The organism is Achromobacter sp., assembly GCF_036567245.1.
Lineage (GTDB): Bacteria > Pseudomonadota > Gammaproteobacteria > Burkholderiales > Burkholderiaceae_B > Achromobacter.
Genome location: NZ_DATCUY010000051.1, coordinates 1 through 15,681, shown reverse-complemented (window position 1 = coordinate 15,681; position 15,681 = coordinate 1). Strand labels below are relative to the sequence as shown.

At 59.3% G+C, this 15,681-nt stretch carries 12 protein-coding genes; 2 read left to right on the top strand and 10 right to left on the bottom strand.

What is annotated here, in order from left to right:
* Window positions 1-21: 21 nt before the first annotated feature.
* Window positions 22-1,461: a cytochrome P450 gene (locus VIR09_RS01785; protein ID WP_414639361.1), complete on the bottom strand. Its 1,440-nt coding sequence runs from the start codon at window positions 1,459-1,461 to the stop codon at window positions 22-24.
* Between the two features lie 471 nt (window positions 1,462-1,932).
* Here VIR09_RS01785 and VIR09_RS01780 point away from each other — a divergent pair, with 471 nt between their 5' ends.
* On the top strand, window positions 1,933-2,505 hold the full coding sequence (locus VIR09_RS01780) for an AraC family transcriptional regulator (RefSeq protein WP_332011226.1): 573 nt from the start codon (window positions 1,933-1,935) through the stop codon (window positions 2,503-2,505).
* A gap of 205 nt (window positions 2,506-2,710) precedes the next feature.
* Here VIR09_RS01780 and VIR09_RS01775 read toward each other — a convergent pair whose 3' ends face one another.
* From VIR09_RS01775 to VIR09_RS01745, 7 genes are all read right to left on the bottom strand, one after another.
* On the bottom strand, window positions 2,711-3,250 hold the full coding sequence (locus VIR09_RS01775; RefSeq protein WP_332011223.1) for a hypothetical protein: 540 nt from the start codon (window positions 3,248-3,250) through the stop codon (window positions 2,711-2,713).
* Between the two features lie 207 nt (window positions 3,251-3,457).
* Window positions 3,458-4,651: a DUF1254 domain-containing protein gene (locus VIR09_RS01770; protein ID WP_332011220.1), complete on the bottom strand. Its 1,194-nt coding sequence runs from the start codon at window positions 4,649-4,651 to the stop codon at window positions 3,458-3,460.
* Window positions 4,652-4,950: 299 nt separating this feature from the next.
* Window positions 4,951-6,276 (bottom strand): DUF1214 domain-containing protein, encoded by a 1,326-nt coding sequence (locus VIR09_RS01765; RefSeq protein ID WP_332011218.1) that lies wholly within the window; start codon window positions 6,274-6,276, stop codon window positions 4,951-4,953.
* Between the two features lie 564 nt (window positions 6,277-6,840).
* Window positions 6,841-7,350 (bottom strand): flavin reductase family protein, encoded by a 510-nt coding sequence (locus VIR09_RS01760; RefSeq protein WP_332011215.1) that lies wholly within the window; start codon window positions 7,348-7,350, stop codon window positions 6,841-6,843.
* A 111-nt stretch (window positions 7,351-7,461) separates the two neighbouring features.
* Window positions 7,462-8,490 (bottom strand): methionine synthase, encoded by a 1,029-nt coding sequence (locus VIR09_RS01755; protein ID WP_332011212.1) that lies wholly within the window; start codon window positions 8,488-8,490, stop codon window positions 7,462-7,464.
* 27 nt (window positions 8,491-8,517) lie between these two features.
* Entirely contained in the window at window positions 8,518-9,501 is a 984-nt protein-coding gene (locus tag VIR09_RS01750; RefSeq protein WP_332011246.1) for a DUF1852 domain-containing protein, read from the bottom strand.
* Window positions 9,502-9,776: 275 nt separating this feature from the next.
* Entirely contained in the window at window positions 9,777-10,667 is an 891-nt protein-coding gene (locus tag VIR09_RS01745) for a LysR family transcriptional regulator (protein WP_332011209.1), read from the bottom strand.
* A 103-nt stretch (window positions 10,668-10,770) separates the two neighbouring features.
* Between VIR09_RS01745 and metE the strand changes: the two genes are divergently transcribed.
* Window positions 10,771-13,059, top strand: coding sequence for a 5-methyltetrahydropteroyltriglutamate--homocysteine S-methyltransferase (gene metE / locus VIR09_RS01740; protein ID WP_332011206.1), 2,289 nt, complete (start codon window positions 10,771-10,773; stop codon window positions 13,057-13,059).
* A gap of 262 nt (window positions 13,060-13,321) precedes the next feature.
* Here the strand turns inward: metE and VIR09_RS01735 are convergent, their stop codons facing one another.
* Together VIR09_RS01735 and VIR09_RS01730 are read right to left on the bottom strand one after the other, a co-directional pair.
* Window positions 13,322-14,374 carry an asparaginase gene (locus VIR09_RS01735; RefSeq protein ID WP_332011204.1) on the bottom strand — a complete coding sequence of 351 codons (1,053 nt, stop codon included), beginning with the start codon at window positions 14,372-14,374 and terminating at the stop codon, window positions 13,322-13,324.
* A 54-nt stretch (window positions 14,375-14,428) separates the two neighbouring features.
* Window positions 14,429-15,559, bottom strand: coding sequence for a CaiB/BaiF CoA-transferase family protein (locus VIR09_RS01730; RefSeq protein WP_332011201.1), 1,131 nt, complete (start codon window positions 15,557-15,559; stop codon window positions 14,429-14,431).
* Between the last annotated feature and the right edge of the window lie 122 nt (window positions 15,560-15,681).

Here is a 15,681-nt window from a genome sequence, read left to right as displayed (position 1 = left end):
GTGGTCATTCCCTTTAGCTTTTCAAAGTCTCGACGTCCTGCGACGAATCTGTCTGACCTGGCTAACGGCCAAATGCATTGGTTTTTCTGGCCGAAGGGTCACATTGAGCACTGGACGTGGCGGCGCAGCGCCAATTGGCACTGCCAGCTCGAAGCGAAGCAATAGCATGGAGGCGAGCACCGTCATTTCAGCCATTGCCAGGTGCTGTCCAAGACATACACGTGGTCCCACTCCAAAAGGTATGTACGCACCTCGTGGCAGATCTGGGGCGTCGTGGGCAAACCGCTCGGGCCTGAATGTTTGCGGGTCGGGAAACCACCGAGGGTCATGATGCAGCGAATGCACCGGAATCATGAAAAGCGTACGTGCAGGAAACAGCCAGTCGCCCAGTTGAATAGCGCGTGTCGCGCGGCGGCTCATCAGCATTGGCGCCACGGGGTAAAGCCTCATCGCTTCCTTAAGCGTTTGAACAAGATAGCTGGCTTGTTGACACGCCTCGAAGCTGGGCGTATTGCCTTGCAGCACACGCCGTAGCTCATCCCGCGCCAAGCGCTGCGCCTCGGGATTGGATGCCATGCACCATGCCCACCACACCAAAGTCGCTGCTGTCGTTTCGTGGCCAGCAAGAAACGTGGTCATGCATTCATCGCGTACGCACTGAAGAGATTCCTCTGATTCATCTTCACGAGATTGCAGCAGGCGAGTCAGCAGATCATCGGGCCAAGCTGCGGGCGCTATCATCAAGCGACTCTTTATGTGTCGATTGATCATGTCCTTCAATGTCCTCAGCGCACGTCGTTTCTTGCGTTTCCAAGGCATCCAGTCTGGCATGCTGGCCGCCCAGAAGAACTCGGCATTGGTAGCTTCGCTCGTCACACGTATTGCGTGCTCGACTGCACGCACGTCTTCGCCAACGCTGCTTGAAAATACCAACTGGAGAATCACGTCCATGGTCAACGTCGTAAGTTCTCTCTCAATAGGCCAATTGGGGTTCTCTCTTGGCCACTGCTCGAATGCACTTGCGGCAGCATTGGCAATGATCGGGGAAAAGCGCTGCACAGCCTTGGGAGAGAAACTGGGAAGCAGCGCGTGGCGGCGGCTTCGCCAAGCCTCCCCTTCCGCAGTCAGCACACTATGACCGTGCACCTGCGAAAACACACGAATGCCGCGCTCCCAGCGGATCAATGCATCATGATGACTGACCAGAAGTTCTCGCGCCATTTGAGGATCGGCCACAACTACGTCGTGCTCCGGCCAAATACGAAGGTGCACGACGTCACCGTATGCATTCCGCCACGCCGCTAATGCGCCCGGCAAGTCACGTGACATGGCTCTCAGCAGCTTCCAGCCGGTTAGACCGGCCTCCGGACCAGGAGGCCATGCCCCCGCAGAGCCGATTGCGGGAGCAATCGTTGGCGAGTCGCGATGGATCGGGCATTGAGGTTCTGGTGACGCACTCATTGTGTCAAGATTCCTAGTGATTGCTGACCCGATTCTCGGACAAACGTCACGGTTTCTCTTGAACGCAAACGACATCGACAGTGGCACCCCACATACCTATACTGCGCGTTTATGGATCTGACCCCCGCCTGCTTTTCTTGCCCCGACTCGCTGAGCCGAGCGCCCTTGGCGACGCACGGCGCCCATCGCCCGCGCAGCCGCCTTCATGTTGCCCCGCCAGGCTTGCAAGGAGCAATTGCCGCGATTCTGTGGCGCGATACACGCGGGTCCAATCTGAGCGACGCGCAACGTCTAACGCACCTTCCCGCCTCTCCGATGGTAAGCCTGACGTGGTTTCAAGACGTCGATGCGGGGCGGATCGAACAAACAGAGACTGGACCGAAGTGGCGGCCCTTGAGATCCCCGATCGTATTGTCTGGCAGTCATTCGAATCCCTCAGTTTGCTGGGCACCGGCCGGCGGCCGCACGGGAATGATCTGCTTCGACGCGGGCGCCGCGCAAGCGTTGTTCCAAATCGACCTCTCCGCGATTCAGGACATGATCGTCGATGCGCGCGATCTGCTTGATGGCTCATGGCATGCGCTATTCGAATCTATCCTCGCGGCAGACAGTGAAGCCGCCTCGCTCGCTGCCATTGAGCGTCATATCCTGCCGCGCTGGCGCTCGTCCGGCCATTCAGGCTCAGCATTTGCGTCGCTATGCGGCGCAGGGCGTCAGTGGGTCAAGGGGCTCACCTGGCTCGCTTACGACTGGCGGCGGTCGAACAGCGCACGTCACGTGGAGCGGCGTATCAAGGCATATAGCGGCCGATCCTTGCGAGAATGGCAATCCCTCGTCAAGACCGAAGGCTTGTTCTTCAATGCCCGCGCACAGTTCGAGGCCGGAGGGTCTCTGGATTGGGCGGCAATCGCTTACGACGAAGGCTTTGCCGACCAGGCCCATCTGAGCCGAGCGGTAAAGCGCATCACCGGCTTTTCACCCTGCGAATTCGCGCGACGATTCGCAGAGGACGAATCGTTCTGGGTATATCGATTATGGGTGTGATAAGGCCGCACTGAAGCACCTTCGACATTCCAGATACCGAGGCGCACCGCACTTTTTAGGCTTCATGATCATTAGCGGGCGAAGATTGAGCAACGGCAACGGGGCTCGACAACGGCCGATCACCAACGGCAGCTCGCGGCCACTTTGAGTCATTCTCCAGTTTCCGCTTCGGACGAGAGCGGCGGTCGAATGGCAGCGGGGTCGACTAGAACTTATCAAACACGACGACCATCCTATGCCCCAGGACTTTTCCCAGTTCTAGAGCCAATGCGTCATCTACGCCGGGTCCGTCAAACCCAAATGCGAGGTTTCCCAATCCCCATGCAAGCGGTAAAAATCGCCATTGATTGATACTGTCCGATTGTCGACAGCTTGGGCATTCGAGCTCGCCACGTTCTCCCGAATACCACGCGGAAATCATCTCATGCCACGGGAGAGAGGCGGAATCATGCGCTGCGGAGCAGCACGGGCAGCGCAGCGTCTCGACCTCCTGCGAACCAGCGTTGTAGACACGCCGCCCCACGATTGCGCCTATCCCGTTATTGCTCTGCTCGTTTACCCATTTGGCCCAACGAGCAATACCGGGCGCAGGCGCGTGGCTGACAGGAGAAAAGGCGACCTCGGCCCCAGGGGAACGAACAGCAATGCACATTGCTTCCAGCCAACGCATGCCGCTCTCGGCGAATGCGGGCGCGTCTTCCAAGGTGACATCGAGATCGACGATGTAGATGGGTGAGTCGCTCATTGGATACCGAAATTCGATACGTGGTTCTGTGGACACGACGTACCAGTATATTCATTAGGTTGGCAGGGTACGAATCACCTTCGGTGTCGGCCACTGCGTGCATGAGTTCCTCTACGTCAATTTTCTATTGTCCGCTTCGGGTTGTGCATTCAACCGGTCGTTCGTAGCAGTCAGTGGGAAGATCCTCGAAGCGAATCTTGAGCCGGCCTATTTTGCTGGCACGACTGCCGGAGGGTTCCATTGTCCGCTGGTCGTCGCCGCCTTCGGCCAGTAGGCCCGGATATACAGCGAGAACTCCCCTTCCTTCGGGGCAGGTAACCAATTGGCTCGGTGGGTCGGATCTGACGGTGGGTCGGTTTGAACGTAGATCGTCAAGGTGCCATCCTCGTTTAGCTTGAGGTCTTTGTTCTTTGTGCCCACCGAATAACGCTTGATGTCATTCGCAACGAAGAAATGTTTGTCGTTGTACAGAGTGATCGACCAAAACCCATGAACCGGCGGTGTCTGGCCCTTCGCAAAGGTCAGGGAGTACCTGTTGGCACCGTTCAGGCGTGAGCCTGCCTCGTCAAGATCCTGGTAAAAGTACTTTGTCTCGTTGGGCGCGTTCACGAAGATATTCGACTTTGCCACTGCGGTTCGCGTGAAATAGTCCACGCCAAAGGCGGCTGTATTCGTCGTCGTTGTCCAGTGGTGGCGTAATTCCAATCCGAAATTTCGGAACTGGAACAGCGGTGCAATAAGTTCGGTGTCCGCCTTTCTGGCTTCATCCACCGCCGCCTTGCGTAGCTCCGGGTTGGACTTCACTGCGTCCAGCACCGACAGGACCTGTGCATACCGGGCCTCTTCGCCAGGCAGCGGCGGGGCGTCGGCCAATGCCGCGGGCAGCAGATCTAGGAAATTATCTGGGGTTACCCACTGGGTTTCCGCCTCCCCCGCGTCATTTTGCGGCACATGCTTAAGGCTCTTCCAGTCCACAGACTTCATGGTGCCGTCGAACTGTGCGGCCGGGTACATGACGATGCCCTTGAGAACCTCTTGGACTGCGGCCCTATCTTTGGGCGTGTCGTCCATGAACACTCTAGGAACGATGTTGCCAGTGTTCGTAGTTGATCTGAAAACCCGTGTGATGCCTTTGGGTATTTCACCCGACCAGTTGGGGCCGACAAGCAGATAGAAACCCGGCTGTGTGCCGTACATCTTGCCGAGTTGCGCAAAGCCATCTGTGCGCGAATCAACTGCCTGATACACCCAGAAGCGGTCACCGAAGTCCGGCACCTGAATGACAACCGGAGATTGATCCAATGCGACCAATCCCCCGCCGTAGACCACATCCTGGTTTGGGCTCGCAACAAGCCGCACTTCGGGAGGGAAATAATCGGTCAACATAGCCAGGTGGTTCAAGGGCGCTGTCGGCGCAGCGCCCAGGTACATCATCTCGGGGACTTTGGCATAAGAGGCCCGACGTGCCGCCATGTTCACGAGAGGCCATGCCCAGAAGTATGCATCCCTCACAACGAGTCGCGCGTACGACTCAGTGATCTTCGAACCCTTGATTGGACCCGCGGGCATGGTCCGTGAAAATGCCGGAGAAATCTCGACGGGTTGGGCGGAGGCAACCGCGGCACATGCCGCACTCAAGATCAGAAGGGTGACATTTCTGGCTAACGGCATCGTCGTTCCTCTACGCTGTGTATTTCGAGTCAGAGCTTGGTGACAGGCGGCGGCGTCCATGCTCCGGTTTTCACCGCTTCTTTTGGAACATAAGTGCGGAACGTCAGCGAGAACGGTTTGCCGTCAGGCGCAGGCAGCCAGTTCGTTTCACTCATACCGGCGACCGGTTTTGGACCGATGGCGATCTTCAGAGAGCCATCTTGTTCGAGCTTGAGGTTCGAGTGGTTGTTGAAGTTGTAGCGCTTCACATCGTTAGGCACCACGCGATAGTCCGGCACGCTCACAAGAATGACCGACCAATAGCCATCGACCACGGACTGCGGCAGCTTGTCGGCGGGGAAATGCAGGACATAGCTGTTCGAGCCGTTGAAAGGGGCCTCGTTGGCATCGCGCGTCGCCACGAAATAGATCACCTCATCGCGCGTGTTGGCCCAGATGCCCGCGTAGTTGACCACGGTACGGAGCAAATAGTCGCTGCCGTAATTGCCGGTAGGAGATCCGCCCACCCAGTGGTTGCGATATGGGGCGCTCTTTGTGAAAGCATATTCGATGAACTGCGGGACCACCTGTTCACGCAACTGCTTGTCAACCGCGGAACGCGCCTCGACTGACGAGGACGCATACTTGGCCACCGCGCGCACCCGTTGCTGCATTTGTGCGGCCACTGGAGACACGTCAAACGCGCTGCCAATCCGAGCATCGACATCGTCGAATATTTCCACGCCCAACAAGTCCTTGTTGATGAACGGGGGTACGACTGGCGGCGGAAGAATGACAGGGATGCCCAGCGTCTTCAGTTCGAAGGCCCGTTGCAGCTTTACTGCACCCTCAGGGTCGTCCTTCAACTCTACGCGGCCAAGCAACTTGGCTTTGCGGGAATGCAGCTCTATCCGGGCGGTGCCGGCAGGCAGGTCGCCTTGCCAGCCAGGTGCCACCAGCGCATAGGTTCCGAACGGTTGAGAGGGAAACGTACGCTCGTTGATGTTGGCAATGACCTCGCCCCATTCGTCCAGGATCTGGGCGGTGTAATAACGGCCCTCGATCCGCGGCACAGTCAGCAGAACGGGCGTCCGGTCATCCACTGCTACCCAGGCTTCCAGATACGCCACGTCGAAATTGGGATTGACGAAATCCGCCGAGCCTAGCGGGTTGTATTTGATCTGGTTATACGAAAATGAAGCCCCGGCGCGGTCGGTGTGCTCTTGCCGCAGTACCAGCAGCCGGCCGAGCAGATACAGATATGCCTGTTCGATTTGTTCAGCGTTGGGGCTGAATTGCGACGCTGCTGTCCAATTGGGAGTGCAAGCGGCGAACGATGTCAAAAACGCCAGGAAACCGCGTCGATTTAGATGCATAGCAGCCACTCTCCAAAATACAGCCAAGAAACATACTAGCGTTTTCGTCTGGCGTGGGCCGATTCGAGCCCCTTGCACACAGGAGGGATAAAGCACATGCGTCGACTTGCGCCGTATGGTTGCAGCGCAACGAAAATGAGTTTCCTGAATAAGCTCCAGATTGTCAACGAAGAAGCTTCAATCGACCAGTGACACCCCACTACGACGGCAGGCGGATCCGGCCATGCGTCGATTAAGAAGGCGAGCCTTGAGATAAAAATCAGCGGCCCGAAAATGTTGCGCCCCGAAAAGGCGAACTTTATTCCTGCCACTCAAACCTGGATGGAGCCAACGAAGTTCGCCTCTGATCACTACGTTCCACGGCCAGGTTTTCAACCGCAAGGGATGGCGCAGCAGAGCCTTGGGCTGGAGTGTGACGCGGTCGATCTGGAAGACCGATGTCGCCGCGAATGCGCTAGATGCTGTGGAATGGACGGTCAAACGCCGCCTGTCGGTTGTGGCGCCAGCGACCGTTGCCGCGGATTCCGATTGATTGAAACGTAAAAGGACAGCGGAGGTAAGTCTTCAAACCCCGCCGTGCGCGGCGATGTTGCGATACTGTCCTTTGAAATACAGCAACGGCTGCGTAGAAGCAGCTTTCTGCAGATTCAAGGCTTTCACTTCACCGATCACAATCAGGTGATCACCCGCCGCGTGTTCGGCGTAAATCTCGCAATCAAGCCAGTGCAGGCTGCCGGCAATGACCGGATTACCGAGCGGCGATTCCTGCCACGCTACGTCGCGCCACTTGTCCGCGCCTCGCTGAGCGAATTGGTTGGAGATCCTGACTTGCTCATCTGACAGGATATTGACTACGAATCGACCTGCCTGGCGGATTTTTGGATAGCTGGCCGAACTGGACATCACGCTGAACGACACCAGCGGCGGACTCATGGACACGCTATGGAACGACTGGCAAGTGAAGCCTATCGGCTCGCCTTCGATGTGCGATGTAATCACCGTGATGCCGGACGCGTAGTGCCCGAGAGCTTCGCGAAAGCGCAATGGCTCGATCGCGGTACTGGAAAGTGACATGGTAGGGTCTAGATACTGGGTGCAGCTCGAAGTGCTGAGGAAGACCTGGAGTAGTCCGGTACTGCAGGCGGCCGTCGCGAGCAGCTCACGACGGCCACTTTTGCCTCGGAATCAGTTCGAGAGTTCCCTGCGGACGATTTCCGCGCCCGCACTCAAGGCACTCAGCTTGCCTCTTGCGACTCCACGAGACAAGGGAGCCATGCCGCAGTTGGTGCAAGGATAGAGCTTGTCGGCATCGACAAACTGAAGAGCCTTGCGCAGGGTGTTGGCGACTTCCTCGGGTGTTTCGATGACATCGGTCGCCACGTCAATGGCGCCCACCATCACTTTCTTGCCCCGGATGAGTTCGATAAGGTCCATGGGAACGCGAGAGTTCTGGCATTCCAGCGAGACGATATCGATACTGGATTTCTGCAGCTTGGGGAAAGCCTCTTCGTATTGCCGCCATTCCGATCCCAGCGTCTTTTTCCAATCCGTATTGGCTTTAATGCCATAGCCATAGCAAATATGGACAGCAGTTTCACACTTGAGTCCTTCAATGGCTCTTTCCAGCGTGGCAACGCCCCAGTCATTCACCTCGTCAAAGAACACATTGAATGCGGGCTCATCGAACTGGATGATATCGACACCAGCAGCCTCCAGCTCCCTGGCTTCCTGATTGAGGATCTTGGCGAATTCCCAAGCCAGCTTTTCGCGGCTTTGATAGTGGCTGTCATAGAGCGTATCGATCATCGTCATGGGACCCGGCAAAGCCCATTTGATCGGCTGCTTGGTCTGCTGACGCAAGAACTTGGCATCTTCGACAAACACGGGCTTGCGGCGAGCCACAGCGCCTACGACGGTCGGAACGCTCGCATCATAGCGATCGCGAATCCTGACGGTCTTGCGGTTCTCGAAATCAACGCCGTCCAGGTGCTCGATAAACGTCGTCACGAAATGCTGGCGCGTTTGCTCGCCATCGCTGACGATATCGATACCCGCATGCTGCTGTTCTTGCAGAGACAAGCGCAAAGCATCCTGCTTGCCCTCGGCCAAGCCCTCATCCTGCAATTTCCAGGGGGACCAGAGTTTCTCGGGTTCCGCGAGCCAGGAGGGTTTGGGCAAGCTGCCGGCGGTCGAGGTGGGGAGCAATTTTTTCACAATAGATGCCTTGGTTTTTTTGATTGATCAAAGAGGGTAGTTGGCGGACCACTGCTCAAGAATCGACTGGTATGGTTTGATGAAGTGTTCCTCGACAAACCGGCCCTGCTCGATAGCCAGCTGGCTACGTTCCTCTCGATCGTAAACAATCCGGGTCAACGAATAATCCTGGTGCTTCAAGCTGGGCTGATAGGCTCTTCCCGCCGCGGAATTCGCGTTGTAAATCTCTGGCCGGTAGATCTTCTGGAAGGTGTCCATCGTGCTGATGGTGCTGATGAGCTCGAGATTGGTGTAATCGCTCAGCAGATCGCCGGAAAAATAGAAGGCCAAAGGCGCAGCGCTATTCGGAGGCATGAAGTAGCGAACCTTCATCCCCATTTTCTTGAAATACTCGTCGGTCAGCGAATACTCATCCTGCTGGTACTCAACGCCCAATACGGGATGCTGGTTTTCAGTCCGATGATAGGTCTTGCTGCTCGATACGCTCAGGCATATGACGGGCGGCTTGCTGAAGTGTTCCTTGTAAGTGCTTGAATTCACGAAGCACTTGAACAGCTTGCCGTGCAGGTCTCCGAAATTGTCTGGAGTGCTGAATCCGGTCTGGTTCCTGGTGTGTTCCAGCAGCAGCACGCTGAAGTCGTAATCCCGCACGTAAGAGGAAAAATTATTCCCTACGATGCCTTCGATGCGTTCGTTGGTTTTGCGGTCGACAATGCTGGTCTTCAATATTTCGATCAAAGGGAGGGCATTGTCGCGGCTCGCGCCATCAATGCTCATCTCGACAGAAATGATTTCAAGGTCGACGGAATAGCGATCGCTTTTGGGATTATCCCAATGCGCCAAGGCATTGAAACGGTTGTCTATCATCCTGAGGGTGTTGCGCAGGTTTTCCTGGCGACTCGTTCCTCGGGCAAGATTGGCAAAGTTGGTTGTGATCCGCGTATTGTCCGAAGGACGATAGTCCTCATCGAAACAAATGCTCTTGATGGCAAATGTGAACTCTGTACTCATTGTGATCCGCTGCCTGCTTCCTGAAATAAAACCCGCGCCTGTCGCTTGCTTCGTCAGCGCTGCCTGATTCTGTTTTTTATTCAGCAGTCTGGACACTGACGATATAGGGGGCGTAGTTTATGTCGGGCTATCCATGAAAAAAAGTGAATTGATTTCATGAAACCATTAGCTGTATTCATGGTTCGGCGGGCGGGTCGATCTGCTCGCACGTCATTCGACCCTCTGCGCTTGCCGTCCTTCCATTGGGACGGCCTTGCTGTGGGGAATGCGAAGAATCAAGCTGCGGCCGGCCGTTTCGCTTGCTCGATAAAGGCACGCAGGTAATCGATACCCACGTCCGCCTCGCGGGCGCCCAGATAGATGTGCTTGGCGATGCCTTTCTTGCCCAGCCGGACTGGCGCCACATCCATCGTGTCCGCGTATTCCAGCACCAGCCAGCGTGGCAACGCCGCCACCCCGCGGCCGCTGGCAACCATTTGCAGCATGATGTCCGTGGTCTCGATGGCCTTGTGGCGCTTGGGCGTGATGCCGGCCGGCGTCAGGAACATGTTGTAGATGTCGAGCCTGTCGACCGGCACGGGGTAGGCCACCAGCACTTCGTTGGTGAGCTGTTTGGGGGTGACGTACTCTTCCTTGGCGAGAGGGTGGCTGCCAGCCACGACCAGCACTTGCTCGTAGTCGAATACAGGCTCGAACACGAGCCCGGGCTTGTTCAATGGGTCGGGAGTGACCAGCAGGTCGATTTCGTAGCCGAACAGCGCCCCGATGCCCCCGAACTGGAATTTCTGCTTCACATCCACGTCCACGTCCGGCCAGGCTGCCAGATACGGGGAGACAATCTTCAGCAGCCATTGGTAGCAGGGATGGCATTCCATGCCGATGCGCAGTGACCCGCGCTCTCCCTGGGCGAACTGACGCAGACGCTCTTCGGCCAGGGCCAGTTGCGGCAACACCCGGTTGGCCACCGCCAACAGGTATTGGCCAGCCTGCGTGAGCCTCAGGCTGCGGCCTTCGCGTAGCCAGATGTCGGTGCCCAGCTGCAGCTCCAGCTTCTTCATGCTGTGGCTCAAGGCCGACTGCGTCACGTGCAGGACGCCTGCGGCTGCGGTCAGCGAGCCTTGCTTTTCTACCTCTTGCACGATGGATAAATGGGTACGATCAAGCATGGTCGATGAATAAAATTCATAGTTTGTTGAGATAAAACCATTTTACTTCATCGTTTCGCACCCCTACGATTCGCCAGTTCAAGAATTTTTTTGAGAGCGGATCATGACCACCATTCACAATCTCGGCTTTCCGCGCATCGGCGCCAAGCGCGAACTCAAGTTCGCCCTCGAATCCTATTGGAAGGGCGAATCCTCGCGCGACGCGCTCAAGGCGCTGGGCGCCGAACTGCGCCAGCGCCACTGGCAGAACCAGGCCGGCCTGGACCTGGTGCCTGTGGGGGACTTTGCCTTCTACGACCAGGTCCTGGACATGAGCTTTACCCTGGGCAACCTGCCCGAGCGGGTACAAGGCTTCCACGGCGACCAACTGGACAACTATTTCCGTGTGGCGCGCGGCCGTTCCGCCCTGGGCGCCGAAGAACACGCCGGCTGCTGCGGCGGCGTGGCCGCCGGTGAAATGACCAAGTGGTTCGATACGAACTACCACTACATCGTCCCCGAGTTCACCGCCGCCACCGAGTTCAAGCTGGACGCTACGCGCCTGCTGGAGCAATTGGCCGAAGCCCGGGCCCAGGGTGTCCGGGCCAAGCCGGTGATTGTTGGCCCGGTGACCTACCTGGCGCTGGGCAAGGCCAAGGATGAGTCCGACAAGCTGGCTCTGCTGGGCCGTCTCTTGCCGGTCTACGCCCAACTGCTGGATACCCTGGCCGCGCAAGGCGTGGAGTGGGTGCAGATCGACGAACCGATCCTGGTCACCGAGCTGGATGCGGCTTGGCAAGATGCCCTGGCGACCGCCTACAACGTGCTCAAAGCCAGCCGCGTCAAGTTGCTGCTGGCTTCGTACTTCGGCCAACTGAAGGACAACGTGGCATTGCTGGCCAAGCTGCCTGTCGCCGGCATTCACGTCGATGCCATCAACGGCCGCGACGACGTGCAAGCCGTCATCGCTGCCTTGGCGCCCGACCAAGTGCTATCGCTGGGGGTGATCAACGGTCGCAACATCTGGAAGACCGACCTGACTGCCGTGCTGGACTGGGTTGAGCCCATAGCCGCCAAGCTCGGCGCGCGCCTGTGGATCGGGCCCTCGTGCTCGCTGCTGCACGTGCCGGTGGACCTGAACAATGAGCAGAAGCTCGATGCCGAGATCAAATCCTGGCTGGCCTATGCTCTGCAAAAACTGGATGAACTGCGCCTCCTGGGCCGCGCCCTGCGCGACGGTCGCGAGGCCGTCAAGGCGGAATTGGCTGCCAATGCCGCCGCCCTGGCCGCTCGCCGTGCCTCGCCGCGCGTCAACAACCCGGCCGTGCAAGCCGCCGTGGCCAAGATCGACGCCAAGCTCGGCCAGCGCAAGCACGCCTATACCGTGCGCGCCGGCAAGCAGGCCGCGCTGCTCAAGCTGCCGGCATACCCCACCACCACTATCGGCTCCTTTCCGCAGACTGCCGAGATCCGCCATGCCCGCAGCGAATTCAAGGCCGGCCGCCTGGATGTCGCTGGCTACAGGGCCGCCATGCAGGCCGAAATTGCCCGCAGCGTGCGCGAGCAGGAAGCGCTGGAACTGGACGTACTGGTCCACGGCGAAGCCGAACGCAACGACATGGTCGAATACTTCGGAGAACAACTGCAAGGCTATGCCTTCAGCCAATTCGGCTGGGTGCAGTCCTACGGTTCACGCTGCGTGAAGCCGCCCATCCTGTTCGGCGACATCAGCCGCCCCAAGGCCATGACGGTGGAATGGATCACCTACGCCCAATCGCTGACCCAGAAGCCGATGAAGGGCATGCTGACCGGCCCGGTCACCATCCTGAACTGGTCCTTCGTGCGTGACGACCAGCCGCGCTCGGTGTCGTGCAAGCAGTTGGCGCTGGCCATACGCGAAGAAGTGCTGGACCTGGAGAAGGCCGGCGTGCGCGTGATCCAGATCGACGAAGCTGCCCTGCGCGAGGGTTTGCCGCTACGCCGCGCACAATGGCAGGAATACCTCGACTGGGCTGTGGAGTCCTTCCGCATCACCGCCAACGGCGTGGACGACCAGACCCAGATTCACACCCATATGTGCTATTCGGAGTTCAACGACATCATCGCCTCGATCGCCGATATGGATGCCGACGTCATTACCATCGAGACCTCGCGCTCCGACATGGAACTGCTCGACGCTTTCGACAACTTCAACTATCCCAACGAGATCGGCCCCGGCGTGTATGACATACATTCGCCCAACATTCCGAGCCAGGAGCATATCGTGCAACTGATGAAGAAAGCCGCCGAGCGCGTTCCGGCCGAACGCCTGTGGGTCAACCCGGACTGCGGCCTGAAAACCCGCCAATGGGCAGAGGTGATTCCGGCGCTGACCAACATGGTCGCCGCGGCCAAGACGCTGCGCGCTTCGTAAGAAGAAAGGCCGTGCCGGCATGGGTCTGCCCGGCACGATTTGAAGATTCGCCCCGGGGGTTTCCTCCGGGGCTTTTTTTGCGCGCTATGCACTCGCTTCTTTTGTAGTCCAACGCAATACCGAAGCGGGGACGCGCGCCCAGAAATGATCGGAATTGTTGTTCAGGCGATCACGGGAAAAGGCCTTTGAACGCCGCCGCACAGCGCCGAACCTTGTTCCGGAAGGCCTGCGCCGTGGGTGCCGCAGCTCTTGCCCGCGGCATTCAACGATCAAATGCGGCCTGCAGCGCTTCCTTGCCGTGCTGCCCCTGATGCAACAGCAGCATCAGCAGCAGCCGGGCCTTCTGCGGGCTGAGGTCGCCTGCCATGACGGCGCCTGCGTCGAAAGTAGTTTTCCCGCCCCCAGGGAAGCCGTAGACCGGCATCGTCCGGCCATTGGGCACGCGCGTCGATATGACCACCGGCACGTCCTTGCCCAGCGCATACTTCACGGCCTCGAACATCGATACGTTCATGTTGCCCATGCCCACGGCCTGGACCACGATGCCCTTCGCCCCCTGGTCCACGGCATAGCGCAGCAGATCGCCATCAGCGCCGCCGAACATCGGCAGGATTTCCACGCACGGCATTTCGCCCGCGCCTATGTCGATGTGCTGCCGCCGCAAGGGCGTGCGCGAGAATTGCACGCGGTCCGACCAGACCTCCCCGAGAAAGCCGAAATCGCCGGATTTGAACGTCTCGACATCCGCGGTATGGGTCTTGGTCGCCGTGCGCGCGGCGTTGATCTGGTTGTTCATGGCGATCATCACCCCCTTGCCCTTGGCATCCGGTGCGGTGGCGATCCGGATCGCATTGAGCAGATTGCGCGGCCCGTCGAAATCCGGGGAGGATGCATTGCGTTGCGCGCCAATCAGGATCACCGGCTTGTCGGACTTCACGGTCAGATCCAGCCAGTACGCGGTCTCCTCCATCGTGTCCGTGCCATGGGCGATCACCACGCCCGCCACCTCAGGCCGGGCCAAGGCGTCATCCACCGACTTGGTCAAGCGCGTCCACCACTTGGGCTCGACATAGTTGGCCGACATGGCCGAGAAGTTGTTGACTTCTATGCGGGCGTACTTGGCGGCGTCGGGCACCGTCTGCATCAGGTCATCACCCGAGATGGCGGGAACCACCCCCTTGGTGACTGGATCCACCTTCATCGCAATCGTGCCCCCCGTGGCAATGAACTGGACCACCGGCAGCGTTTCAGCCGCAGCGCCGGCCGACATCACACACATGGCAAAAAGCGAGAGAAATCGTAGTTGCAAGTTCATGGGACGACTCCAGAATGGTGAACGCGAAGCCCATTCTATTCAGGAAGGCGACGTTCAGAGCATTTTTCCGCAGGCCTCCAGATCCTCCGGATCCAGCCAACCCTCCAGCGCTCCGGCGTCCGGCGGCTGCGGCGCCGTCGGCCTGGCGTTGGGCGTCCTGCTGAAGCGCGGCGCCGGCGCGGGCTGTGTAATTCCGTCCACTTCCAGCAGCGTGCCGCGCGCCTTGACCTGGGGATGCCCGGCGGCATCTCCCAACGTTTGCACGGGCGCCACGCACACGTCCAACTGCGCCAGCTGTTCGCACCATTCCTCCCGGGGGCGCTGGGCGAAGGCGGTGGCCAGCGCCGTCCGCAGGCGAGGCCAGGTGGCCCTGTCCTGATGGTCTCCCAGTTCGCGGATGGCATCGTCGTCCAGGCCCAGCTGCCGCAGCAGCAGTTCATGGAAGCGGCGTTCTATCGGGCCGACCGACAGCCACAGGCCGTCCGCGCATCGGTAAACGTCATAGAACGGCGCGCCCGAATCGAGGATGTTGGTCCCCCGCTGGGGCAGCCACGCCCCCGACGCGGCCAGTCCGTAGAAGGCCGTGGCCATCGAGGCCACGCCGTCCATCACGGCGGCGTCCACTACCTGGCCTTGCCCGGACTGGCGCGCTTCGATGATGGCGGCCAGCATGCCCAATGCCAGATAGGGACCGCCGCCGCCGAAATCGCCCACCAATGCGAGCGGAGGCGTAGGCGGCTGGCCGGCCCGGCCGATGGCGTCCAGCACGCCGGTGACGGCGATGTAGTTGATGTCATGCCCGGCCACTTGCGCCAGCGGCCCGTCCTGGCCCCAGCCTGTGATGCGGCCATAGACCAGCCGGGGATTCTCCGCCAGGCAGGCTTGCGGTCCCAGGCCCAGCCGCTCGGTCACGCCCGGACGGAATCCTTCGATCAGCCCGTCGGCCTTGCGCAGCAGCCGCAACACCAGCGCGACGGCGCGCGGATCCTTCAGGTCCAGGGCTATCGAGCGCCGGCTGCGCAGCAGCAGGTTGTACTTCAGCTCGCGCTTGACGCCCAGGTCGGCGGGTTCTTTGCGCTCGATCCGCAGGACCGTCGCGCCCATGTCGGCCAGCAGCATGGCCGCCATCGGCCCCGGACCGATGCCGGCCAATTCGATGATCCTGATTCCAGCCAGAGGTCCCATGTGTTCGTCTTCCTGTGTCTAGGCGGCGGACGCGCCGCCGGATCAAAGCAATTCGATGGCGATGGCCGTGGCCTCGCCGCCGCCCAAGCACAAGCAGGCCACCCCGCGACGCAGGCCGCGAC

What these genes read in the sequence shown, in the direction of transcription:
- VIR09_RS01785 (WP_414639361.1), bottom strand. Translation starts at nt 1,461, where the DNA reads ATGAGTGCGTCACCAGAACCTCAATGCCCGATCCATCGCGACTCGCCA.
- VIR09_RS01780 (WP_332011226.1), top strand. Translation starts at nt 1,933, where the DNA reads ATGATCTGCTTCGACGCGGGCGCCGCGCAAGCGTTGTTCCAAATCGAC.
- VIR09_RS01775 (WP_332011223.1), bottom strand. Translation starts at nt 3,250, where the DNA reads ATGAGCGACTCACCCATCTACATCGTCGATCTCGATGTCACCTTGGAA.
- VIR09_RS01765 (WP_332011218.1), bottom strand. Translation starts at nt 6,276, where the DNA reads ATGCATCTAAATCGACGCGGTTTCCTGGCGTTTTTGACATCGTTCGCC.
- VIR09_RS01760 (WP_332011215.1), bottom strand. Translation starts at nt 7,350, where the DNA reads ATGTCACTTTCCAGTACCGCGATCGAGCCATTGCGCTTTCGCGAAGCT.
- VIR09_RS01750 (WP_332011246.1), bottom strand. Translation starts at nt 9,501, where the DNA reads ATGAGTACAGAGTTCACATTTGCCATCAAGAGCATTTGTTTCGATGAG.
- VIR09_RS01745 (WP_332011209.1), bottom strand. Translation starts at nt 10,667, where the DNA reads ATGCTTGATCGTACCCATTTATCCATCGTGCAAGAGGTAGAAAAGCAA.
- metE (WP_332011206.1), top strand. Translation starts at nt 10,771, where the DNA reads ATGACCACCATTCACAATCTCGGCTTTCCGCGCATCGGCGCCAAGCGC.
- VIR09_RS01735 (WP_332011204.1), bottom strand. Translation starts at nt 14,374, where the DNA reads ATGAACTTGCAACTACGATTTCTCTCGCTTTTTGCCATGTGTGTGATG.
- VIR09_RS01730 (WP_332011201.1), bottom strand. Translation starts at nt 15,559, where the DNA reads ATGGGACCTCTGGCTGGAATCAGGATCATCGAATTGGCCGGCATCGGT.